Raw genomic sequence first — 22867 nt, 5'->3', positions numbered from 1 at the left:
TGACGGAATAACCGATGTCCCGAATCCTGGCCCTGGATACCTCGACCGATGCTTGCTCGGTCGCACTGAGTCTCGATGGCGAGATCCTGTATGAGTTCGTGATCGAGCCGCGCCGCCATACCCATCTGTTGCTGCCGATGGTGGAGCGCCTGCTGGCGCAGGCCGGTACGGCACTGAATTCGCTCGATGCGATCGCCTTTGGCCGCGGTCCCGGTTCCTTTGCCGGTATCCGCATCGCCACCGGCGCCGCGCAAGGCCTGGCGCTGGGTGCCGACCTGCCGCTGCTGCCGATCTCGACGCTGGCGGCGATGGCGGTCAGTGCCCGTGCGCTGAATAGCGGCCATAGCCATGTGTTGACCGCACTGGATGCACGTATGGACGAGGTCTACTGGGGCGCATTCGACATCAGCGGGGCACTGCCTCAGGCGTTGATGGAGGAATCTGTGCGCTCCCCGGCCGATGCCGAGGCGCCCGTCCATGAGGGCGACTGGCTCGCGGTCGGCAGTGGCTGGCGTTACACCGAGCAGATGCCGGCCGCGCTGACCGCCAAGGTCGCCGATAAGGATGAGTCGATCTGCCCGGATGCCCGCGCCATGCTGGTGCTGGCGCAGGCGCAACTGGTGACTGAGGGTGGTGTTGCCCCGGAGCTGGCGTTGCCGGTTTATCTGCGTGAAGGTGCGTGGAAAAAGAGGGATCAGCAGTGACCTTCAGCGACTGGATCCATGTGGTTCTGCTCGCCTTGATCCAGGGTTTGACCGAATTCCTGCCGATCTCCAGCTCCGCCCACTTGATTCTGCCTTCCCAACTGCTGGGCTGGCCCGATCAGGGGCTGGCATTCGATGTCGGCGTGCATGTCGGCACTCTGGTGGCGGTAATCTACTATTTCCGAGCTGAGGTGGGGCGGATGTGCCAGGCTTCTCTGGCTGCTATCGGCGGTCGCCAAAGCGAGGATGGCCGGCTCGGCTGGCTGGTGATACTGGCAACCCTGCCGGCGTTGGCGTTTGGCGGTCTGTGCAGCACGCTGGTGGAGCACTATGGCCGCTCTATCCTGGTGATTGCGGCGACCACGCTGATCTTCGGCGTACTGCTGGGCTGGGCCGATATCAAAGGGCCTCGTGTGCGCCGTAATGAGTCCCTGGGGGTGCGCGATGCGCTGACCATCGGCCTGGCCCAGGCGCTGGCGCTGATCCCCGGCACGTCGCGCTCGGGGATCACCATCACCGCGTCGCTGATGCTGGGCTTCGATCGCCAAAGCGCCGCACGTTTCTCCTTCCTGCTGTCGATCCCGGTGATCATTGCTGCTGGCAGTCTGAAGACCCTCGAGCTGCTGCGCAGTGGCAGCGAAACCCAGTGGGAGATGGTGGGAATGGGGGCGATACTGGCCTCTGTCAGCGCGCTGGCTTGTATCTATCTGTTCCTGAAGTGGCTCGATCGAGTCGGTATGATCCCGTTCGTGCTCTACCGCCTGATTCTGGGGTTTGCCCTGCTGGGAGTCTGGTTTGTCAGCTGAGCATTCCGCGGAGGGCGGCGCTGCCGCGGCGCTGGCGGTGGCCGTAACGGCACCGGAGTTGATCGACATGGCACGCCAGTTGGCCAGCTCGCTTAAGTTGCCTTTGGTGGACGAGCCGGATCTCGAATCCACCACGATTGAACAGTTTTTGCTCTTTACCCCCGAAGCCCTGGTGTTGCAGCAGACCGGGCGCAAACGCCCAGGTCCGATCCTGGCTGACTTTGTCAGCGGCGCGGTGGCCCATCGTCGCCAGTACGGCGGCGGCAAGGGACAGATGATCGCCAAGGCCTGTGGCATAAAGGGATCGTTACGGCCCAGTATTGCTGATGTGACCGCAGGCCTCGGGCGTGATGCCTTCGTGCTGGCTACTCTGGGTTGCGAGGTGTCGCTGGTGGAGCGCTCGCCTGTGGTGCATGCACTGCTCGCTGATGGCCTGGCGCGAGCCGCCCATAGCGATGTGTCCGATATCATCGCCCGCATGCATCTGGTCGCCGGCGATGCCAAGGCGTGGCTGCTGTCACTGGGTGATGCACAGCGTCCCCAGGTGATTCACCTGGATCCGATGTTTCCGCACAGTGACAAATCGGCGATGGTCAAAAAGGAGATGCTGGCGTTTCGCGATCTGGTGGGCGCCGACGCCGATCAGGCCGAACTGCTCGCGATTGCGCTCCAGGTTGCAGGTAACCGCGTTGTGGTTAAACGTCCGCGCAAGGCGCCGGCGATCGATGGGCCGCCACCCTCCTATACTCTCGAGGGTAAGTCGGGCCGTTACGATATCTATGCGTTACGCCGCTTGGACGACGCCTGATATCGAACGGCGTTAATGCCGCTGCAACCAGCGCGCGGCCTCCTGCAGCAGTACCGGCGGCAGCAGTTTTTGCCCGGTGCGCACCAGCGGTTTCAGCTCCCGAGTCACTTCAACGACCCCCTGCAGAAGGCTTAACAAGCCATCACGATCCAACTGCTTGAGCATCGGCGCGAGCTGGCGCTTGTCCGCGTAATCCGGAGCCTGGTAGCCGTACCAGAGGTGGATATGTCCTGCCAGCCGGCTGACCAGCTCAAGCAGTTGCGACTCCTCAATGCTCGGCTGCTGCTCGAGCACCATTATCAACAGGTACTGTCGCAACAGGACCGGTTCGGCCAGGCGGATCAGCGTCAGCGCCAGCGGATGTTCGGCCAGCCGCAGATGAGTCGTGTCGTCGACCAGCAAACCCAGTTGCAACAGTCGATTGCGTAGCGACGCCAGGGCGGAGTCCTGCAGGTAGTGTTCCGGCAGATGCAGCTCGGCATTCAGGTAGGGCAGCAGTGCACGCAGCAGGCGGGTGACGGTGGATTTACTCGGCGAGCCCAGACGAGCCACTAGCAGCAGCATCATGCCGGGCAGGATCAGGGCATGAGACAGGCCGTTGCGGTAGAAGCAGAGTCCCGCCGCCTGGCGATCGGTCAAAATCAGCCGCTCGCCCATGGCACTGATCTGGTGGCGACGGATCGCATCCGCAATGATCTCCTCTGCGCACGGGTCCGGGTGCGGCAGTGCCACCCCCAGCTCTCTGAGCAGTTGGTTGAGCAAGGACAACCGACGGACCAGATCTGCTCTCTGTACCGCGGCCTCAATCTGGCCCGGTAGCAGACAGGCTAGCCTGGCTAATGGGGTGGCAATGGTGGCGGCATTGCTCCGCTGCAGCATTCGCTGTCCGATCTGCTCGGCGGGCGGCAACTGCTGTCCAGGCTCGAGTAGCAGGGGTTCACCCAGATTCAGATAGGCTCCGCCGCAGCGACGTAGCAGATTGGTCGCGGCGCCGATCAGCCCGGCCAGGCTCTCCTGTTTTTTCGGTTGGCCGCCGAGTTCTCGCAGGTACTGACTGTTTTCGAGGCACAGGTCATAGTTGATCGAGATGGGGATCAGCGCCAACGGCTTGGAACACTGTTCCTGCCAGGCATCAAGGGTCATACCGAGCAGGCCGCGCCGCGCCGGCAGCAGGCGGCCGGTGCGGCTGCGGCCTCCTTCGATGAAAAATTCAAGGGGCTTATCGCCCTCTAGGAGCTGGCTGAGATAGCGGCGGAAAAGCTGGGTGTAGAGCGGATCGTCGAGGAAGCGTCGGCGCATGAAAAAAGCGCCGCCGCGTCTCAGTATCGGGCCTAACAGAGGCAGATTAAGGTTGTCGCCGGCCGCCACCTGGGGCAAAGGTAACCGCTCTCGATACAGAGCCCAGGAGATCAGCAGATAATCGATATGGCTGCGATGTGTGGGCAGATACACCAGTTGATGTGTGCGGCCGATGTCGTGCAGGGTGTTCAAGCCCCGCAGCTCAATACGGGGATACAGATGATGCAGCAGCAGGCTGAACAGGGGGTAGAGGCGTTCAACCACCGATGGGGAGAAGTCGGCGCAGAGTGTGTTGAGCTGCTTCAGCGCCTCGCTTTCGACGCTAAGCAGCGGCATGCCGGTCTGCTCGGCCTGCCGATGGATCTGCGCCTGAACGCGCTCGTCGGCCAGTAGCAGATGGATCAGGCGGCGACGTGCGGAACTCTCCAGCACGTCGCCTGAGACTATGCGCTTTAGCTTGGCAAGGTACACTCGGGCCATCGATTCCCGGCTCAGTAATGGGGGGGCGGTGCCTGATCGTCGGGATCGATTCCGGCCTCTTTGATTTCGCTGTTCAATATCTGCACCATACGGGTCAGTCGCTCAATATCCCGCTCCTGCCGGGCGACCACCTCGCTCAGTTTGTCGATCGCGTCCTCTTGGAACGCTACGCGGGTTTCCAGCTCCGCCAACTGCTCATCTACCGACATTGGAACCTCCTCGAGTGAACACTCGTTACCCTAACTATTGCAATGCAGAGGCAAGGATAGACCTGCTGAAGAGAGGTGGAAACCCTTAGCCTGTGATCGGTGGCTGCGCGAAACGGAATCCGCCGTTTTGCCCATATATTCAGTATAAGTTGTTGAAAAAATATGGCTAATGCGTTATATCTCGTCGGTTAATCGCACCCGTGACGGTGCGGTCATTTTTTATTTTGCAACTTTACAAAAATAGAAGAGAAATCGAATAGATGAGTGGTATTCAGGTATTTAAAAGTATTGTTCTCAGTGCCATCGCCGCAGTGGCCATTCCATCGGTACTGTCCCAGGTTACCGGCGCAGAGATACAGCTCAATGCGGTAGTGCTCGGTGTGACCTTCGTCATCGTTCTGGCGGCAACGTTGATCGCCGCTATGGGCCAATCGGCCTCGACACCTCAGCGCGCGGCCTCCCGTTCCTCTGTCGAGGATGACGAAGAGGAGTCGGAAAACGATGATCGTGAGGAGGGCACGGTCAAGTGGTTCAACGTGTCCAAGGGGTTTGGCTTCATTACGCGTTCCAATGGCGACGACGTCTTCGTCCATTTCCGTAATATTCGCGGACGTGGCCACCGTTCTTTGACCGAGGGGCAGCGGGTACGCTTTAACGTGCATCAAAGTGATAAGGGCCTGCAGGCCGAAGATGTCTCCATCCTGCGCGGTTAAGCGGGGCGGTAGATGAAAACGGGAGCTTTGGCTCCCGTTTTACGTTTAGGGCGTAACGCACGCGTGGACCGATCGCTGTGCCGGTGCGACGATAGTTCAGGCGTTGCGGATGATGCGATTCAATATCTCCTTGAACTGCTCTATCTGGTCGCTGTTGTAATCGGCGAACACTTGGCTCTGCTCCTGCTCCGACAGCGCCCAGTACTCTCGGGCGCGCTTGCGACCCTGTTCGGTCAGGCAGAAGCCGGGGCCGGCATCACAGACCAGACCCGAAAGTTTCAGATTATCCAGCCCTTCACGGATCTCAGAGCCTGGTAACGCTGAATCCAACGCCAGCGCGTTGGCATCAGCGCCAGGCCTTGAACTGAGCAGAATCAACAGCCGCGCCTCACTGATGCTCAATCCCAGTGCCTGCTGCTTAGGCAGATACGCGCTCTGGTACGCGTTGACCGCCTGTAGCATCAGGTAGAGCAGATTGTTACCCAGCCGCCCCTGTAGCGCCTCATCTTCCTCGGTGCTTTCAGGGCGCTGTGCCACTCTGGGGTGAGGTGTCACCAATGAGTAAGCGCCCTGGTAGTAAAGTAACGGGGCGCGTCCATGATCGTCGAATGCCAGCACCCGTCCGAGTAGAATCCAGTGGTCCCCCGCGTCGATCTCCTGGTGTAGCTCGCACTGAAAATTGGCGGCACAGGCATCGAGCAACGGCGCTTTTCCCATCCCTTCGCTGAACTCGACGCCGTTAAACTTGTCCTTTTGAGGACGGGCGAACTGGTTGGAGAGATCCAGTTGATCGGCCGCCAGTACGTTGATAGCGAAGTGTCCGGCACTGCGAATCAGCGCCATGCTGTCTGCCGAGCGCTTGTCCAGACTCCACAGAACCAACGGTGGATCGAGGGATACGGAGTTGAAACTGTTAACGGTCAAGCCAATGCGCTCACCCTCGGCGCTCTGCGCGGTGACCACGGTAATACCGGTGGCGAAGTTGCCCAGCGCGCGACGGAATGCGTGGGGATCCAGCGATGTTTCACTCATCTGCTCACTCCTTTTCAGGGGCTGAGATAATGTGGGGACGCGGTAGTGCGCTCTGTACTGTTTCTTTTCGACAGTTCACCCTGTTTATTGAACAATAGCACCAGCGGTCGAGAAACACAGATCAGAGGCGCTAGGGAGATAAGGTTTTGAGAAGGATTGGGAAGGGCTACAGCTACGTCTTACTGTTACCGCTGCTGTGTACCAGTGCCGTCCATGCGGAGCAGTCCCAGCAGCAGTGCGCGCGTGCCGTGCTGGCGAGTAACGCCGGTGCTGATCTGGCCTATCGTGTCGGCTGGAAGGGGCTCTCACTCGATAGTAAACGGCAGGTCGAGCGCCTTGATGACGGCAGTTGGCGGGCCACGAACAATTCAAGCCTGCTGTTCATGGGGATCGAGGAGAGCAGTCGTTTTCGGCTTAATGCCGGGCGGGTTGAGAGCCAGACATATGACTATCAGCGTAAAGGGATGAGCGATAAGCATAATCTCAAACTCGAGTTCAAGCCTGGGCAGGGCTATCGCGCGACCTCGCCGAAGGGCGTCAGTGATATCACAAATGCAACACCGTTGTTCGATCTGCTCAACCACCAAATGCAGTTGCGCATCGATCTGGCGTGTGCGGAGCCTCGTGACGAGTACACCTATGCCGTAGCACGGCGTAACCGGGTCAGCGAGTATCGCTATCGACGTATCGGAGAGGAGCGGGTGCAAACGCCTGCGGGGGAGTTCAATGCGGTGCGCCTGGAGCGTGGCGAGCTCGGCGACCAGTTCAATCAGGTCTGGCTGGCGCCGGAGCTCGGTTATCTGATCGTCAAACTCGTGCACCAGGAGGAGGATGACGACAAGGCGGAACTGGTGCTGGTGAAAAAGCCTGTCGATAACGGCTGAGATTGGTTTAACCGGCACTCAGCAGGCTGATAGCGATGGTCCACATCATCGCGCAGATCAGGCCATCCAGTACGCGCCAGGCCAGGGGCTTGCGAAACAGCGGCTCAAGCCAGCGGGCGCCCGCGCACAGACCGGTAAACCAGATCGCGGAAAAGCTGATCGCGCCCACCGCAAACCAGAGGCGTAGATCAGGCTCATACTGACCTCCGATGCTGCCGATCAGCACCACGGTGTCGATATAGGCGTGAGGGTTGAGCAGAGTCACCGCTGCCGTAGTGACCAGCGCCTTGCGCAGCGTGATGATCTGGGTGCCGCCAGTCTCCAGGCGGTTGCTACCCAAGGCCCGGCGCGCCGCGCCGAAGCCGAACCAGAGCAGAAATGCGCCACCACCCCAGCGCGCGCAGCTCAGCAGCAGGTCAGACTGGCTGATCAGCACCCCCAATCCGGCAACCCCAAGGCCGATGAGCAGGCCATCGAACAGGATGCAGAGCAGGGCGATGGGCCAGTGGAACTGGCGCCTGAGGCTCTGGGTCAGCAGAAACGCGTTTTGCGCTCCGATCGCCATGATCAACCCGGCGGAGGTTGCCAGCCCCTTGCTCCAGGCCAGCCATTCAAGCGTCAGTATCGGTAACATGTTGCAACTCCTTTAACTTCTGGTAACGGCTATTGGTTACGCGTTGGCGAGCGAGCCGATGGAAAACAGAAGCGATCTTGCAGTCAGCGCTTGGGTAAGTAAAACTAATGTTTTTAATATCTGATTAGAGAAATTAATTATGCTCGATATGCGGCAGTTGGCAGCACTGAGTGCCGTCATCGAAGAGGGCAGTTTCGAGCGTGCCGCGCAGCGGCTGCACGTGACCCAGTCGGCAGTGTCACAGCGGGTCAAACAGCTGGAGGAGCGCCTTGGGCAGACCCTGGTGGTGCGTACCCTGCCGATCCATGCCACCGAGGCGGGACAGCAGGTGTTGAAACACTTTCGTCAAATCAGCCTGCTCGAACAGGAGCTCAGGACAACGCTGTCGCAGCGGGATGCACGCGGCTTTACGCGGGTGGCCATCGGCGTCAATGCCGACAGTCTGGAGACCTGGTTTCCCGATGCGCTGTCGCATCTGGTGCAGAGTGAGCAGCTGTTAATGGAGCTGAAGGTGGATGATCAGGATGCCACCCAGCAGCTGCTCAAGGATGGTGAGGTGATCGGTTGTATCGCCTCCAGTCCCAAAGCGATGCCAGGATGCTTGTGTGTGCCGTTGGGGGTGATCCCCTATCGCTGCCTGGCCAGTACCGCCTATCTTGAACGCTACTTTCCCCATGGCGTAACGGCAGAGGCGTTTCGCCGCGCCCCGGTGGCCGAGTTCAGCCACAAGGATCAGCTGCAGAACCGCTACCTGCAGCAGTTTTTCGGCATCGGCCCGCATGAGTATCCCCGCCATCGCATCCCGTCGTCGACGGCGTTCTGTGACATGATCGTGCGCGGGCTGGCCTGCGGTATGGTGCCGGAGCAGCAGGGCATACCCCTGATCGACAGCGGTGCGGTGCAGGATATGACGCCGGGGCGCTATCTGGCGGTGCCGCTGTACTGGCACGTGTGGAATCTCAGCTCGACCCTGGTGCGTCGCTTGACCGATGAGCTGGTGGCGGAGGCGGCTCGGCAGCTCGACCCCTTCGATGCCCATCCCCGTCTAACCCACCCGGGATAAGCCTTGGCAGCGGGTCTATCCCAGCCCCAGTTTGATCCCTAGCGCGATCATGGCGCCACCGATGCAGCGCTCCAGACCGCTACGAACCCGCTTCAGCCGCTGTTGAACCGAGGGGCGGTTGAGCAGTGTCAACAGCAGTGTGAACCAGGTGACCTCGGCCAGAGCAGGCGTCGCCATATAGAGCAGCTGCGTCGCCAGCGTCTGCTCGGGACGCAGTACCTGGGCGAAGATGGCGACGAAATAGATCAGCACCTTGGGGTTGAACAGGCTGATCAGCAGGCCGCTGAAGAAGGGCGATGCAACGGAATCGGTCCTGACCGGTGCGGTGTCCGCGTTACCACACTTGAGCAGCTGGTGCAGCCCAAGTAGCAGCAGATAGCCGGCGCCGAACCAGCGCATGACTTCGAACAGGGTGGGGTGTTGCTCGATTAATGCGGTGATCCCCAGCAGAGACAGCGTACCGTGAATGAGCAGCGCGCAGGTCAGTCCCAGTATGGTGAGTGCCCCATCTCTACGACAACCGTGCAGGGTATTGCGCAACACGATCGCCAGGTTGGCACCGGGTATCATGGCGCCCCCCAGCGTGATGATCAGGAACAGCAGCCACTCCAGCATTTAATTGCCTCACGCTCAAACGAGTTGAATAAGATATTTTGATGTGAGCGAGTCTAAGGGTGGCGTTGCAGCGCTGGCTAATCGCCAGTTTTTATATTGGTTATCAGCTTTAATTATGGCTGAGCGTTGCACGCTATGGCGAGCGCGAAAACGGCGAACTCGCCAGGACGTCGTTGAACTGTTCGCGTATAAACCGGTGGGCAGGGTCGTGCTGCTGGCGGCGATGCCAGAGCAGGTAGTAACGTACCTCCTCGACCGCCAGCGGCAGCGGATGGATAGAGAGATCGAAGCTCGCTGCCAGCGAGTGCGCCATATGCGCGGGCAGGGTCAACAGCAGGTCGCTTTGCGCAGTGAATGCCAGCGAGGCCTGGATAAAGGGCACACTGACGCGGATCGATCGATGCAGACCCAGGCGGCTCAGTGCATCATCGACCGCGCGATTCTTGTCGCCGCCGCCACTGATGCTGATATGGCCGGCCTCTATATAGGCCTGGAGGTCGAGTGTTTGCGAGCACAGTGGATGATCACGACGCATCAGGCAGACATAGGTGTCGCGACCGGCCTCCTGGCCGTAGATGTCGTCGGGGACCTCGTCGAGCACGCAGGCTGCCATATCCAGCCGGCCCTCGCGTAGATCGGCGAGCATGCCCGGCTCCCAGAGGCGAAAGTGCAACCTGAGGCCGCTGACCTCTGCACTCAAGCGACCGACCAGCTCTGGCAGGATATGCTCGGCGATATAGTCGGTGATGGCGATATTGAATCGTCCGCTGAACTGCTCCGCATTGAAATGACCGGGGGTGAAGAACGCCTCCAGCTGTTGCAGTACCGGCGGGAGCTGACGCTGAAGCTCCTCTGCTCTCGGCGTCAACTGCATCTGGTTGCCGACGCGGACCAGCAGCGGGTCATCAAACTGCTCGCGCAGTTGAGCCAGGCTGCGACTGATCGCCGGTTGGGTCAGGTTGAGTGCCCGCGCTGCAGCGCTGACACTGCGCAGAGCCAGCAGTTGCTGCAATACGCAGAGCAGGTTCAGGTTGATGCGTGATAGATCCATTGGCTGGTCAGGCGCCCTGGGTGACTCCAAGTTGTATTCTGCCGGCAGTATAACCCGCTCAGCCCTGTTGTCCCTCCGCGATTTCAGGGGTTCGCTTGCGCCAGCGGCTGAGTCGGATGCCGGCAACCATCGAGCCGCCAACGATCAACAGGCAGGCCAGCAACAGCCGCGAAGAGGGTTGGGCTTCGCCGGCCAGGATCAGCAGCAGGGTCGAGATCAGTGGCGCGGCATAGGCGAGGGTGCCGAGCAGCTGGATATTGCCCTTTTTGACGCCGATATCCCAGGTCAGGAAGGCGATGCCGACCGGACCCAGCCCCAGACCGACGATACCGAACCACTGCAGCGGGCGCTCAGGCCACACTGTCTGTTCGAACAGCAGGTGGCAGATCAGGCCGAGCAGGGCGGTGCCGGCGCAGTACCAGCCCACGGTATCGGTGGGTACATCGGCGTGGCGGCGACTGAGTACCGAGTAGCAGGACCAGATCAGTGCGCAGGCTCCAGCCGCCAGATAGCCGGCGGTGTGCTGCTCATTGAAGCTGGCGTCAGCCTTGATTAGCAGTAGCGCACTGCCACTGGCGGCCAGCAGGGCGCCGATAATATGTGCGCTACGCAGCCGCTCACCGGGCAGCAGGGCGGAGAGCAGCACGATCAGCAGTGGCCAGAGATAAGCGATCAGGCCTGCTTCGGCGGCGGGGGCCTTGGCCAGGGCGATGAAGTAGAACAGGTGGTAGCCAAACAGTCCGCCGATGCCCAGTAACCAGACCGGCAGCGGTTGTCGTAGAAAACGTAGCCCGCTCTCACCACACAGCCACCAGCGGGTTTGCATCAGCAGCCAGGCCAGAGAAAAGGTCATTGCCAGCAGCTGAAAGGGTGGGATCCGGGCATCGGTCCAGCGGGTCATCAGGGCCAGAGTGCCCCAGAGCAGGATCGAGATGCTGCCGATCAGGGTGGCGGTACGGATACTCATAACGCGAGCTCAATTATCAGGTTGTCTATGGCCGAATCTTAGCCCTGCAACCCGGGTGCGTCTTTGCCGAATTGGCAGAGTTGTTTGCCGGTGCGGAGGTTCAGTGCAGTCTGGGGCCACGGAAATGGCGTGGGGAGCGGCCAAAGTAGCGCTTGAAGCGGTCGCTGAACGCGGCCAGGTTGCCGTAGCCGCACTGCTCGGCGATGCGCTGGATGCTGTCGTCCGTGGTGATCAGTAGGCGGCGGGCCTGCTCCATACGCCGCTGGATCAGGTAGTCCGATGGCGTGCAGCCGAGCTGGCGCTGAAACAGCGTGTTGAGCTGGCGCTGGCTCAGGTGGGCGAGGGTGCTGAGCATGGACAGTTGCATCGGCTCATGGAAGTGACGGTCGATATAGTCCCGTGCCAGCTGTAGCCGCCGGTCCAGAGCGACATCGCAAGGTTCGGTCTCGCTGCCGAGCAGGCTCAGCAGCAGTTCGCAGCTCGATTGCCGTACGCTGTCGCCAAGGGTGCCGCGGCTGAGCAGGCGGCCGAGGAAGCCGGCATAGTCGAGCGTTGCCGGAGATAGCCGCAGGAAAGCGGGCAGCCGGGCCAGAGGGTCGATGTCGCCGAGCGGAATATCGGCAACGATAAAGCGGTTCTCGCCCTCGGCCTGGAAGCAGTGCAGCTCGTCGCCGTGGATAACCGCCGCACTCTGTGCTTCGACCCGCCCCTCGCGGCCGCCGATCTCGAGCGTCAGAGTGCCGTTCAGCGGCAGCACCAGCTGATGGTAGGCGTGGCGGTGGTTGTCGATCTCAGCGCGGTAGCTGCGCAGCTCCAGATGCGGCTTCATTGCGGAATTACTCCGACGGTTCGCTCGCTGTGGAGGCCTTGCGTTCGGCTTCGGCCTGGCGCCAGCGCGCCATCTCTTCGTAGTAGGTGTCCCAGACGCAGGGGGAGCACTCGCTTTCGCAGCATTCACCATCCATCGGTGGGGTGGGTTGTTCTATCATGTCGATCGCTCGTTGGTGCAGTTTCAGGTCATTGTAGCGCGTCTAAAGCAGGAACTCAGCCGCCCGCCTTCTTGGTGCGCGCGGTCGGCGGCGCCTGCAGCGGGTCGTCCGGCCAGGGGTGCTTCGGGTAACGCCCCTTCATCTCCTTTTTCACCTCCTGATAGGCGTTCTGCCAGAACCCCTCCAGGTCCTGGGTCACCTGCAGCGGGCGGCGTGCCGGCGACAGCAGGTGCAGTTTCAGCCGCACGCCGTAGCCGATCGACGGCGTTGTGGTGCAGCCGAACATCTCCTGCAACTTGACCGCCAGCACCGGCGGTGACTGGCTGTAGTCGATGCTCAGCCGGGCGCCGGAGGGCACGCGGATACGCTCGGGCGCCAATTCGTCCAGCTGTTGCGGCAGAGGCCAGGGCAGCAGGGACTTGAGGATCCCGGTCAGATCGAGACGGGCGAAGTGGTTGATATGGTTGATCGGATCAAGCCAGGGTGCAAGCCACTGCTCCAGACTGTCCAGCAGCGCGGTATCTGACAGGTCCGGCCAGCTCTGTTGCCGATCGTGCTCCCGGCAGAAGGCGACTCGTGCCCGCCAGAGGTCGATCTCCTCATTCCAGGGCAGCAGGCCGAGCCCCTTTTTACGCACCAGATTCAACAGTGCTTGGTTGCGCGCCTCCTTGGAGGGGGGGCTCAGTGGCGTGCGTTCGAGCACCAATTCGCCGACCCGGCGCTGCTGCTCGGCGATCAGGCGCTGCTGGGTTTCGTCCCACTCGACCCGCTCCTCGGTGCTGACCAGAGCACCGAGCTGGCGATCGAACAGTGCCGGATCCAGCGCCGATGCCAGGCGCACGCGATCGCGGGCATCGCCCTGGCGGCTGCTCAGCTCGGCGACCACCAGCCAGGGCGTGCGGCACAGCGGATCGCTAACGCTCAGTTCAGCGCCCCGCCCGCCGGCCAGGCGGTAGTGCTGACCGCCGCTCTTGCGTGTCTGGGCGATGCGATCGGGATAGGCGGCAGCAAGCAGGCAGCCGATCCAGCGGGGATGATCCGCATCCGCTACCGCATGGCCGTCAATATCGACATTTTGAGCGATGCGCCGGTACTGGGCGCTGAGCTGTTTAATACGCTGGCGTAGGGCTTGGCTGCCGCCGCGGCCCCGTTGCAGCCAGTCCAGACGCAGGCCCAGATCGCTGCTGTTGTCGTGTCGTGGGTCGCGCAGCGGGTCGCGTTCGCTGAGCAGAGCGGCGATATCGGCGGCCAGCGGCAGCAGGCCCAGCTCCACACCAGTCAGCAGCAGGTGGGCCAGGCGCGGGTGTGTCGGCAATTGCGCCATCTGCTCACCATAGGCAGTCAGGCGTAGCTGACCAGTCGGTGAGGTCTCGCAGGCCCCCAGTCTGAGCAGCAGATCAATCGCCTGTTGCCAGGCAGCCCTGGGTGGTGGGTCGAGCCAGCTCAACTCCTCCGGGTTATCCACACCCCAGGCGAGCAGCGCCAGTGCCAGCGGTGCCAGGTCTGCCTGCTGCATCTCCGGCGCGGTGAACGGCGTTAGCTGCTCCTGCTGCCCCGGTGACCAGAGCCGGTAGCAGGTGCCGGGGCCAAGACGACCGGCGCGCCCGGCACGCTGGGTCGCCGACGCGGCCGAAACGCGGCTGGTGTGCAGGCGGGTCATGCCACTGGCCGGGTCGAACGCCGCGTGTCGCGCCAGGCCAGAGTCGATCACCACTTCTATTCCTTCGATGGTCAGGCTGGTCTCGGCGATGGCGGTAGACAGCACGATCTTGCGCATACCCGCCGGGGCGGGTTCGATGGCGCGACGCTGCTGCTCCAGCGACAGGTCGCCATACAGCGGGGCGATGATGATCTCGTTCCGATCACCAAGCTGCTCCTCGAGTTGGCTCTGCACCCGGCGGATCTCGCCCTGACCGGGCAGGAACACCAACAGGCTGCCGTTCTGTTCGGCCAGCGCCTGGTCGATCACCCGGCAGATGCGCGGCTCGATCCACTCGCCGTTTTCGGCGGCGCCGGTGTACAGGGTGTGCACCGGGTAGCTGCGCCCTTCCGAGCGCACAATGGGCGCGTCGCCCAGCAGCCCGGCGATGGCGCTGCCATCCAGGGTGGCGGACATCACCAGCAACTTCAGCGGCGGATCCTCGCGCAGTAGCTCGCGGCCCTGTAGCGCCAGCGCCAGTCCCAGGTCGGCGTCGAGACTGCGCTCATGGAACTCGTCAAAGATCAGCAGCCCCACCCCGTCAAGGGCTGGGTCGGATTGCAGCATGCGGGTCAGGATCCCTTCGGTGACCACCTCGATACGTGTGCGCTGGCTGACACGGTTATCCAGACGCACGCGGTAGCCGACGGTTTCCCCCGGCTTTTCGCCCAGCTGCCGTGCGAGCTGCTCCGCGGCGGCCCGGGCCGCCAGACGACGGGGCTCCAGCATCAGGATCTTCTGCCCCTGGAGCCAGGGCTCGTCGAGCAGGGCGAGCGGAACCCGGGTGGTTTTACCGGCGCCGGGCGGCGCTTCCAGTACTGCTTCATGATGCCGAGCCAGGGTGTATCGGAGCTCAGGCAGAACTGTATCGATGGGCAAGGGCTGCATAGCGTAGAACTTTCATAGAAGGCAGGCGGTTATCGGGCGATACTAACATAAAGGATCACTTCGAGCGGCGCGGAGAGGTATATGTACAGAGGTAAAGGCGATCGGCTGAGCTGGCGCCACTACGCATTGCGCAATGGACTGCAATCCCTGCTGTTGATTCTGTTCATGGGCGGCTTCCTTGGCTTGCTGGGGTGGCTGCTCTGGGGCAGCAGCGGCCTGGTGCTGTTGGTGCTGATGGGGATGTCGGTGGTGGTGTTCAACCCCGCACTGTCACCGCGTTGGGTGATGAAACTCTACGGCGCCAGAGCATTGCCGCGGGGGCAGCTGCCGGCGCTGGACCAGGTGGTGGAGTGGCTGAGCGAGCGTGCCGGGCTGGAAGCGGTGCCGACCCTGTATCTGATCCCGAGCCGGGTCATGAACGCGTTCTCGGTGGGCCGGCGCGGGCACTCGGCGATTGCGCTCAGCGATGCGATGATCCGGCGTCTGAGCCTGCGCGAACTGGTCGGCGTGCTGGCACACGAGATCAGCCATATCCGCCACAACGATCTCTGGGTCATGGGGTTGGCGGACCTGTTCAGCCGCCTGACCAGCCTGCTGGCCTTTGTCGGTCAGGCGTTGTTGATCTTGAACCTGCCGCTGCTGTTGCTGGGGCTGGTCACTATCAACTGGTGGTTGATTCTGCTGCTGGTGATAGCGCCGGTGATCAGTGCTCTGGCCCAGCTGGCGTTGTCGAGAACGCGGGAATATGCAGCGGATCTGCATGCCGCGCAGCTGACCGGCGATCCGGAGGGGCTGGCCTTGGCGCTGGATCTGATCGAGCGAACCCAGGGTGGCTGGCTGGAACATGTGCTGATGCCGGGTCGCAAGATCCCCGAGCCGTCGCTGCTGCGCACCCACCCGGAGACCGATGAGAGGGTGGAGCGACTGATCGCGCTGAAGCAGGAGCTCGATGAGCGGGATGCGCTACCACTGAACCAGTTGCTGCATCGCTACGATCATCCCGAGGTCGAGCATAGGCCTCGACGACGCTTCTGGGGCACCTGGTGGTAGCTCAGCGGCGCTTGATCCACTCCAGCAGGCGGTTATTGGCCGGCAGCTCGTGATCCGCGAGCAGTTCCAGACCCGCCTGCCGTGCCAAGGTTTCCACCGCTTCGAAGTCGCGTATCCCCTGGCTCGGTTCGACCTGCTTAAGCCAGATATCGAAGCGTGCGTTGCTCTCGCTGGTGTAGCGTCCGCCATAGTTGAACGGGCCGTACTGGCAAAATCTGCCGCCTTCGGGTAATGCCTCGCCGATCCGCCCGATCATCTCGATCACCGCTTCCCAGGGCATGATATGGGTAGTGTTGGCGGTAAACACGGCATCGAACCCCTGTGGCCAGTGGCGCTGGGTCACATCCAGCTCAATCGGCGGGTACAGGTTGGGCAGCTGGGCCTCGGCCAGCCAGAGCTGGATGCCCGGATGGTTCTCGGCCAGATCGCTGGTTTGCCACTCCAGGTGACTCAACTCGGCGGCGAAGTGTACCGCATGCTGTCCGGTGCCGCTGCCGATCTCCAGCACCCGTGTGCGGTCGCGGAACGCCTGGCGTAGCACCTCTAGAATCGGTGTCTTGTTATTTTCGCAGGCCTGCGAGAAGGGTTTGTCGAGGTTGTTCATAACGTGCGGCTCATCATCTGGTGACTGTTACCCTTTGCTGGCTGTTCCGCCTTAAGGATTAGGTCAGGGCCGGTTTGTATTCCAATTGCCATCGTCAACTGTACCTGTCGGCCTGACGCTCTAAACTGGCACTATATTCCGAGTACTCTTATCAATCATAGTGTCAGCGAAGCAAGGAGCCGCGATGAAAAAGGACACATTTGAGGTCAGCCGCCACTACGCCGTTTGCCCTCACGACTGCCCCTCGACCTGCGCGCTGGAAGTGGAAAAGCTGGATGCGAATCGGATCGGGCGTGTTCATGGCAGCAAGCGCAATAGCTACACCGATGGCGTGATCTGCGCCAAGGTCGCCCGCTATGCGGAGCGGGTGCACCATCCGCAACGGCTGAGTACGCCGTTACGTCGGGTCGGCGCCAAGGGCGTCGGTCGCGAGGCGTTCGAGCCGATCAGCTGGGACGAAGCGCTGGATCTGATCGCCGAACGTTTCCAGACGATCAGTGCGGAGTTCGGTGCCGAAGCGATCTGGCCCTATTTCTACGCCGGTACCATGGGCTGGGCCCAGCGCGGTGCGACCCATCGCCTGCGTCATGCCCTGGGCTACTCGGGACAGAAGGAGACGATCTGCGTGGCGATCTCCAATGCCGGCTACCGGGCCGGTGTGGGTGCCTTGCGCGGCGTGGATGCGCGCGAGATCGCCGACAGTGAGCTGATCCTGGTCTGGGGCGGCAACCCGGTGCACACCCAGATCAATGTGATGACCCATATCGCCAAGGCACGGAAGAAAGGTGCCAAACTGGTGGTGGTCGATCCCTACCGGACACCGACCGCGCAGCAGGCGGACCTGCACCTGATGTTGAAGCCGGGCACCGACGGTGCACTGGCCTGTGCCGTGATGCAGCAGATCCTGACTGACGGGCTTGAGGATAGCGACTACCTGGCCCGCTACAGCGATTTCGATGCCGGCGTGCGTGAACACCTGAGCACACGCACACCGCAGTGGGCGGCCGGGATTACCGGGCTCAGCATCGAGCAGATCGTCGAGTTTGCCCGCCTCTATGCTTCTACGCGACGCAGTTTCCTGCGCCTGGGCTACGGCTTCAGCCGTTCGCGCAACGGCGCGTCCAATATGCATGCGGTGAGCTGCCTGCCGACCCTGGTCGGCGCCTGGCAGCACCGCGGTGGCGGCGCGCTCTACTCCAACAGCGAGTTGTATCAGCAGATGGATCGTACGCCGCTGCACGGACTGGCGCTGCGCGATCCGGGCGTGCGGATGCTGGATATGTCGCGCATCGGTCCGGTGCTGACCGGCGATCCGCAGGATCTGGGTGATGGCCCCCCGGTGAAGGCGCTGATGATCCAGAACACCAACCCGGTGGTGGTGGCGCCGGAATCGGCCAAGGTGCGCGAGGGCTTTCTGCGCGATGACCTGTTCGTCGTCGTGCACGAGCAGATGATGACCGAAACCGCGGCGATGGCCGATATCGTGCTGCCGGCCACCACATTTCTGGAACATGACGATATCTATACCGCCAGCGGCCATACTCATCTGCAGGTGAGCAAGGCGATCATCGAACCCCACGGCGAGTGTCGCAGCAACCACTGGCTGGTGTGCGAGCTGGCGCGCCGTCTCGGCGTGAAGCACGAGCTGTTCGAGCTCAGTGCGCTGGAACTGGTGGATAAGGCGCTTCAGTCCGGTGGATTGCCCAGCGCCGACGAAATTCATCGCGCGGAAGGGTTGGACTGTGCGCTGGATTTCGAGTCCGCGCATTTCCTCAACGGTTTCGGTCATGCCGACAAGCGCTTCCATTTCTATGCCGACTGGGCGGCGCTGGGTGAGCAGGGCGACCGCTTGCCGGTGCTGCCCGATCATGCCGAACTGATCGATGCCGCCGACGACAGCCATCCATTCCGGTTGGTCACGGCGCCGGCGCGCACCTTCCTCAACAGCAGCTTTACCGAAACGCCGGGATCGCTGAAGAAGGAGGGGCGTCCCAGGGTACTGCTGAATCCACAGGATGCCGAGCGTATGGATGTTGTCGGTGATGAATTGGTCAGCATCGGCAATCGGCACGGACAGATCCGGATTCACGCCACAACCTTCGCGGGTGTGCAGCACGGCGTGCTGATCGTGGAGGGGTTGTGGCCCAATGGCGCGTTTGTGGATGGCCTCGGTATCAATGCGCTGGTCAGTGCCGAGCCGGCAGCACCGGCCGGCGGTGCGTTATTTCACGACACCAAGGTATGGCTGAAGCCTGACCGGACAGCTGAATAGCACAATGTTATAGAGGAGCGATGCCGTATCTTCCGGCTGACACGCCGGAGTCCCATGCGTGGGGACGCCACTGGGCCCTCCCTGGCGCATAGGGTCAGCCGGAAAATGCTCATCGCCCCGGTCCTGGCCGAATCCGCGATAGTACAATCGTCCCGCTGTCGAACGGCTGATGACGTGCTATCGCTATCGCTTCACGTTATTATGACCCGCTGATTCCCCCGTATCGCGGCTTGGCGACAGATGCTCCTGATCATCGATAATTACGATTCGTTTACCTATAACGTGGTGCAGTATTTCTGCGAGCTGGGCGCCGAGGTTCAGGTCTATCGTAATGATGAGATCGACCTGGCCGGGATCGAGGCGAAGCAGCCGGACCAGCTGGTGATCTCGCCCGGTCCCTGCACGCCCAATGAGGCGGGTATTTCGCTGGCGGCGATAGAGTATTTCGCCGGGCGTCTGCCGATTCTGGGTATCTGTCTGGGCCATCAGGCGATAGGTCAGGTGTTCGGGGCGAAGGTGGTTCGGGCGCGACAGGTGATGCACGGCAAGACATCGTCGGTATTTCACCAGGGACAGGGGGTGTTCGAGGGGTTGAATAATCCGCTTGAAGTCACGCGCTACCACTCCCTGGTACTCGAGCCTGACAGCATGCCGCCTGAGCTGGAAGTGACCGCCTGGACTCGGAACAGTGACGGCGAGCGGGACGAGATCATGGGTGTCCGCCACGCCGAGCTGGATATTGAGGGGGTTCAGTTTCACCCCGAATCGATTCTGACCCAGCAGGGACACGAACTGCTGGCGAATTTTCTCAAGCGCAGCGCCAATCGCTAGGGCGCAGCGCATACATAGAGAGTGCAGCGCACCTTGGCGCGCACGGAGACACAAGCGAACAGCCTGTTAGGGTAGGGAGCCGCAATGGATATTAAAGAAGCGTTGGCACGCGTGGTCGATCATATCGATCTGAGCCGTGACGAGATGGTCGAAGTGATGCGCCAGGTGATGACCGGGCAGTGCAGCGAGTCGCAGATCGCCGGTTTCCTGGTAGCCCTGCGTATGAAGAGCGAATCGATCGACGAGATCACCGGTGCCGCGCAGGTCATGCGCGAGCTGGCGACACCGGTCAAGGCAGCCGCGGCACCGCTGGTGGATATCGTCGGTACCGGCGGTGACGGTGCCAACCTGTTCAACGTCTCCTCGGCCAGCGCCTTTGTCGCCGCAGCCTGTGGCGTCAATGTGGCCAAACACGGCAACCGCGGCGTCTCGTCCAAAAGTGGCAGTGCCGATCTGCTGGAACAGGCGGGGATCAATCTGGACCTGGGTGCCGAGCAGGTAGCGCGCTGCATCGATGAGGTGGGTGTTGGCTTCATGTTTGCGCCCGGCTATCACGGTGCCATGAAGCACGCCATCGGCGCGCGCCGCGCACTGGGTATCCGCACGATGTTCAATATCCTCGGCCCGATGACCAACCCGGCCGGTGCCAAACGCCTGGTGATCGGCGTATTCACCAAGAAGCTCTGTCGTCCCATGGCGGAAGTGATGCAGCAGCTCGGTGCCGAGCACATCATGGTGGTGCATGCCGATGACGGTCTGGACGAGATCAGCCTGGCGACCCATACCCACGTGGCCGAGCTCAAGGCTGGCCAGATCCGCGAATACACGCTGTCACCGGAAGATCTGGGCATCGAAAGCCAGAGCCTGATCGGCCTGGTGGTGGATAGCCCGGCGCAGTCGCTCGAGTTGATCCGCGCGGCGTTGTCCGGTGCCGACGAATCGGTGGCGCGCAAGGCGGTATCGATGATCGCACTCAATGCAGGTGCCGCGGTCTACCTCAGCGGTCAGGCAGGCAGCCATAAAGAGGGTGTGCAGCAGGCGCTGGAGGCGATCCGCGCCGGTGTGGCACTGAAAAAAATGGAACAGCTGGCCCAGTTCAGCCAGCAGCTTTGAGACGACAGATCATGACTGATACACCGACCGTGCTGAAGAAGATCATAGCGCGCAAACATGAAGAGATCGAAGCGCGTGCGGCCAAGGTTTCGATCTCCGATCTGAGCGACCGGATCCGCGCCAAACTCGGTACCGACTCCGATCCCCGAGGCTTTGTTGCCAGTCTACAGCGCTCCCTGGCCGAGGGGCGTTCAGCGGTGATCGCCGAGATCAAGAAGGCCAGCCCATCCAAAGGGGTGATTCGCGATCCCTTCCATCCGGCGGAGATCGCCCGCTCCTATGAACAGGGTGGTGCCAGCTGCCTGTCGGTGCTGACCGATGTGGATTTCTTCCAGGGCAGCGACGCCTACCTGATGGAGGCGCGCGCCGCCTGTTCGCTGCCGGTGATCCGCAAGGATTTCATCGTCGAGCCCTACCAGGTGTATGAAGCCCGGGCCATCGGCGCCGACTGCATCCTGTTGATCGTGGCGGCATTGACCGACGCCAAGCTGGCGGAGCTGAACAAGCTGGCGCACTCGCTGGGTATGGATGTGCTGATCGAGGTGCACGACGAGGAGGAGCTGAAACGCTCACTGCCGCTGGGCAATACCCTGGTCGGCATTAATAACCGTAACCTGCACACCTTTGACGTGTCGCTCGAGCACACTTTCTCGCTGCTTGAGATGATTCCCGAGGACCGTATCGTCGTTACCGAGAGCGGTATCCACACCCCGGAGGATGTGGTGGCGATGCGTCAGCGTGGTGTCAATGCGTTCCTGGTCGGGGAGGCGTTTATGCGCGCGCCGGAGCCGGGCCAGAAACTGGCAGAACTGTTTAATTAAGGAACCTTTTCCTAAGGAACCTTTTTCTAAGGAACAACCGAGATGACGATGAACGTCAATGTGCACTGGGATGGCGACGAGCGCTTCAAGGCGGTCACCGATTCCGGTTTCGAAGTGATGATCGACCGTGACCTGAAACAGGGACCGCGGCCGATGGAGCTGTTGCTGGCCGGCCTTGGCGGCTGCACCAGTGTCGATGTGATGATGATTCTGCGCAAGGCGCGCCAGGATGTCACCGACTGCGTGGCGCAGATCGAGGCGGAGCGTGCCGACGCCGTGCCCTCGGTGTTCACCAAAATCCATGTCAAATTCGTGGTCACCGGGCGTAACCTCAAGCCGGCGGCGGTTGAACGCGCGGTCAAGCTGTCCGCCGAGCAGTACTGCTCCGCGTCACTGATGTTGGAGAAGGGTGGCGTCGAGATCAGCCACAGCTTCGAGATTATCGAAGCGGAGTAAGTCGAATAGAACGGCGCGCTGGCAGAGCCTAGGCTTTCAGATCGCGCCGTGTCGCGCCCGGTGTTTCTCGAAACTCCCGCTTATAGGCCCGGTTGAAGCTGGACGCGTCGGCAAAGCCGACCTCGGCCGCTATCGCCACCAGGGGCAGCGCGCTATCTAGCAGCTGGGTGCGGGCGTGTCGCAGGCGCCGGCTGACGACATACTGTTGCGGCGTCACGCCAAACTGCCGCTGGAACAGACAATAGAAATGGCTCTCACTCAGGTTCAGCGCCTGTGCCAGCTCCCGATTTGTGAGTGGCTCGGCCAGTCGGCTATCGATAAAATCGTGCAGAATGACCGGGTTGATACGTTGGCGGATCAGCGGCTCCGCCCGTTTCGCTGAATAGAGCCGACAGAACTGGGTCATAAACAGGGATACCAACTGGCAGCGCAGCAGCGCGTTGTCCGAGCTCTTTCCGGCCGCCAATTGGGTGGCTGCAAACTCCAGCAAAGGCGCCATCTCTCCGCCCAGGGACAGGAATTCCGGCCGGTTGAACAGCGTGTCTTCGAACGTCATCCGGCAGGCCTGCTCCAGCGCGCGGATATAGGGATCCTGCAGAGAAACATCCACCACCAATAGCTCACTGTTATCACTCAGCCCCTCGAACCGATGGCAGCTCGATGCCGGTACCAGTGCAGCACTGCCCGGTACCAGGCGACCGGCGGTATCGGTAAATTCACAGTCCATGCGGCCGCGCCAGCCGATCAGTATCTGCGCGAAGTCGTGTTGGTGCTCCCCGCGCTGGCGCGCGATCAGGTTGCGGCGTGCTTGAGAACTGTTCATGCGGAAGCACCTCAACTGGAGGACCGAAAGGCTGCTCCGTAGCCTGGGTATATAGA

At 61.7% G+C, this 22867-nt stretch carries 24 protein-coding genes; 12 read left to right on the top strand and 12 right to left on the bottom strand.

Annotated features, from left to right (window positions below; translation table 11 throughout):
• The first annotated feature begins 14 nt into the window (after positions 1 to 14).
• From tsaB to IEX40_RS06705, 3 genes are all read left to right on the top strand, one after another.
• Positions 15 to 704 (top strand): tRNA (adenosine(37)-N6)-threonylcarbamoyltransferase complex dimerization subunit type 1 TsaB, encoded by a 690-nt coding sequence (gene tsaB / locus IEX40_RS06715; protein WP_188746518.1) that lies wholly within the window; start codon positions 15 to 17, stop codon positions 702 to 704.
• Positions 701 to 1510, top strand: a complete 810-nt coding sequence (locus IEX40_RS06710) for an undecaprenyl-diphosphate phosphatase (protein WP_188746516.1) — start codon at positions 701 to 703, stop codon at positions 1508 to 1510. Before tsaB ends, IEX40_RS06710 begins: the two co-directional genes overlap by 4 nt.
• A gap of 67 nt (positions 1511 to 1577) precedes the next feature.
• The gene (locus IEX40_RS06705) at positions 1578 to 2318 is read left to right on the top strand and encodes a class I SAM-dependent methyltransferase (RefSeq protein WP_188746707.1); all 741 of its coding nucleotides are present in this window, start codon (positions 1578 to 1580) and stop codon (positions 2316 to 2318) included.
• 12 nt (positions 2319 to 2330) lie between these two features.
• Here the strand turns inward: IEX40_RS06705 and IEX40_RS06700 are convergent, their stop codons facing one another.
• Together IEX40_RS06700 and IEX40_RS06695 are read right to left on the bottom strand one after the other, a co-directional pair.
• On the bottom strand, positions 2331 to 4097 hold the full coding sequence (locus tag IEX40_RS06700) for a 1-acyl-sn-glycerol-3-phosphate acyltransferase (protein ID WP_188746514.1): 1767 nt from the start codon (positions 4095 to 4097) through the stop codon (positions 2331 to 2333).
• 11 nt (positions 4098 to 4108) lie between these two features.
• On the bottom strand, positions 4109 to 4306 hold the full coding sequence (locus IEX40_RS06695) for a SlyX family protein (RefSeq protein WP_188746512.1): 198 nt from the start codon (positions 4304 to 4306) through the stop codon (positions 4109 to 4111).
• A 260-nt stretch (positions 4307 to 4566) separates the two neighbouring features.
• Between IEX40_RS06695 and IEX40_RS22215 the strand changes: the two genes are divergently transcribed.
• Positions 4567 to 5019 (top strand): cold-shock protein, encoded by a 453-nt coding sequence (locus IEX40_RS22215; protein WP_188746510.1) that lies wholly within the window; start codon positions 4567 to 4569, stop codon positions 5017 to 5019.
• Positions 5020 to 5115: 96 nt separating this feature from the next.
• Here the strand turns inward: IEX40_RS22215 and IEX40_RS06685 are convergent, their stop codons facing one another.
• Complete coding sequence (locus tag IEX40_RS06685) at positions 5116 to 6051, bottom strand: p-hydroxyphenylacetate 3-hydroxylase reductase component (protein WP_188746507.1); 936 nt, start codon at positions 6049 to 6051, stop codon at positions 5116 to 5118.
• 146 nt (positions 6052 to 6197) lie between these two features.
• Between IEX40_RS06685 and IEX40_RS06680 the strand changes: the two genes are divergently transcribed.
• The gene (locus IEX40_RS06680; RefSeq protein WP_188746506.1) at positions 6198 to 6935 is read left to right on the top strand and encodes a DUF3108 domain-containing protein; all 738 of its coding nucleotides are present in this window, start codon (positions 6198 to 6200) and stop codon (positions 6933 to 6935) included.
• Positions 6936 to 6942: 7 nt separating this feature from the next.
• On the opposite strand, the gene IEX40_RS06675 is transcribed toward IEX40_RS06680, so the two are convergent.
• A complete protein-coding gene (locus tag IEX40_RS06675; RefSeq protein ID WP_188746504.1) occupies positions 6943 to 7569 on the bottom strand; it encodes a LysE/ArgO family amino acid transporter in 627 nt (208 codons plus the stop codon).
• 139 nt (positions 7570 to 7708) lie between these two features.
• Here IEX40_RS06675 and IEX40_RS06670 point away from each other — a divergent pair, with 139 nt between their 5' ends.
• Positions 7709 to 8632: a LysR family transcriptional regulator ArgP gene (locus tag IEX40_RS06670; protein ID WP_188746502.1), complete on the top strand. Its 924-nt coding sequence runs from the start codon at positions 7709 to 7711 to the stop codon at positions 8630 to 8632.
• A 15-nt stretch (positions 8633 to 8647) separates the two neighbouring features.
• On the opposite strand, the gene IEX40_RS06665 is transcribed toward IEX40_RS06670, so the two are convergent.
• From IEX40_RS06665 to hrpB, 6 genes are all read right to left on the bottom strand, one after another.
• A complete protein-coding gene (locus IEX40_RS06665) occupies positions 8648 to 9247 on the bottom strand; it encodes a LysE family translocator (RefSeq protein ID WP_188746500.1) in 600 nt (199 codons plus the stop codon).
• A 133-nt stretch (positions 9248 to 9380) separates the two neighbouring features.
• On the bottom strand, positions 9381 to 10298 hold the full coding sequence (locus IEX40_RS06660) for a LysR family transcriptional regulator (RefSeq protein ID WP_188746499.1): 918 nt from the start codon (positions 10296 to 10298) through the stop codon (positions 9381 to 9383).
• 58 nt (positions 10299 to 10356) lie between these two features.
• Complete coding sequence (gene yddG / locus IEX40_RS06655) at positions 10357 to 11265, bottom strand: aromatic amino acid exporter YddG (protein WP_188746497.1); 909 nt, start codon at positions 11263 to 11265, stop codon at positions 10357 to 10359.
• A gap of 100 nt (positions 11266 to 11365) precedes the next feature.
• The gene (locus IEX40_RS06650; RefSeq protein ID WP_188746495.1) at positions 11366 to 12094 is read right to left on the bottom strand and encodes an AraC family transcriptional regulator; all 729 of its coding nucleotides are present in this window, start codon (positions 12092 to 12094) and stop codon (positions 11366 to 11368) included.
• Positions 12095 to 12101: 7 nt separating this feature from the next.
• Positions 12102 to 12254, bottom strand: a complete 153-nt coding sequence (locus IEX40_RS06645; RefSeq protein ID WP_188746494.1) for an oxidoreductase-like domain-containing protein — start codon at positions 12252 to 12254, stop codon at positions 12102 to 12104.
• Between the two features lie 55 nt (positions 12255 to 12309).
• A complete protein-coding gene (hrpB, locus tag IEX40_RS06640) occupies positions 12310 to 14841 on the bottom strand; it encodes an ATP-dependent helicase HrpB (RefSeq protein ID WP_188746492.1) in 2532 nt (843 codons plus the stop codon).
• An 81-nt stretch (positions 14842 to 14922) separates the two neighbouring features.
• Between hrpB and IEX40_RS06635 the strand changes: the two genes are divergently transcribed.
• Positions 14923 to 15891, top strand: a complete 969-nt coding sequence (locus tag IEX40_RS06635; protein WP_188746490.1) for a zinc metalloprotease HtpX — start codon at positions 14923 to 14925, stop codon at positions 15889 to 15891.
• 1 nt (position 15892) lies between these two features.
• On the opposite strand, the gene IEX40_RS06630 is transcribed toward IEX40_RS06635, so the two are convergent.
• Entirely contained in the window at positions 15893 to 16495 is a 603-nt protein-coding gene (locus IEX40_RS06630; RefSeq protein ID WP_188746488.1) for a DUF938 domain-containing protein, read from the bottom strand.
• Between the two features lie 184 nt (positions 16496 to 16679).
• Between IEX40_RS06630 and IEX40_RS06625 the strand changes: the two genes are divergently transcribed.
• The 5 genes from IEX40_RS06625 to IEX40_RS06605 all read left to right on the top strand — a co-directional run bounded on the left by IEX40_RS06625 (position 16680) and on the right by IEX40_RS06605 (position 21988).
• Positions 16680 to 18767 (top strand): molybdopterin-dependent oxidoreductase, encoded by a 2088-nt coding sequence (locus IEX40_RS06625; RefSeq protein ID WP_188746486.1) that lies wholly within the window; start codon positions 16680 to 16682, stop codon positions 18765 to 18767.
• Positions 18768 to 19007: 240 nt separating this feature from the next.
• The gene (locus IEX40_RS06620) at positions 19008 to 19598 is read left to right on the top strand and encodes an aminodeoxychorismate/anthranilate synthase component II (RefSeq protein ID WP_188746485.1); all 591 of its coding nucleotides are present in this window, start codon (positions 19008 to 19010) and stop codon (positions 19596 to 19598) included.
• Between the two features lie 84 nt (positions 19599 to 19682).
• Positions 19683 to 20711 (top strand): anthranilate phosphoribosyltransferase, encoded by a 1029-nt coding sequence (trpD, locus tag IEX40_RS06615; protein ID WP_188746483.1) that lies wholly within the window; start codon positions 19683 to 19685, stop codon positions 20709 to 20711.
• 11 nt (positions 20712 to 20722) lie between these two features.
• Entirely contained in the window at positions 20723 to 21532 is an 810-nt protein-coding gene (gene trpC, locus IEX40_RS06610; RefSeq protein WP_188746481.1) for an indole-3-glycerol phosphate synthase TrpC, read from the top strand.
• A 48-nt stretch (positions 21533 to 21580) separates the two neighbouring features.
• Positions 21581 to 21988, top strand: coding sequence for an OsmC family protein (locus IEX40_RS06605; protein WP_188746705.1), 408 nt, complete (start codon positions 21581 to 21583; stop codon positions 21986 to 21988).
• Positions 21989 to 22016: 28 nt separating this feature from the next.
• Here the strand turns inward: IEX40_RS06605 and IEX40_RS06600 are convergent, their stop codons facing one another.
• Positions 22017 to 22811 (bottom strand): AraC family transcriptional regulator, encoded by a 795-nt coding sequence (locus IEX40_RS06600; protein ID WP_188746479.1) that lies wholly within the window; start codon positions 22809 to 22811, stop codon positions 22017 to 22019.
• Between the last annotated feature and the right edge of the window lie 56 nt (positions 22812 to 22867).

Origin of the sequence: Marinobacterium zhoushanense, assembly GCF_014641945.1 — a bacterium.
GTDB classification, from domain to species: Bacteria; Pseudomonadota; Gammaproteobacteria; order Pseudomonadales; family Balneatricaceae; genus Marinobacterium_D; species Marinobacterium_D zhoushanense.
This window is presented reverse-complemented; position numbering and strand designations above follow the sequence as displayed.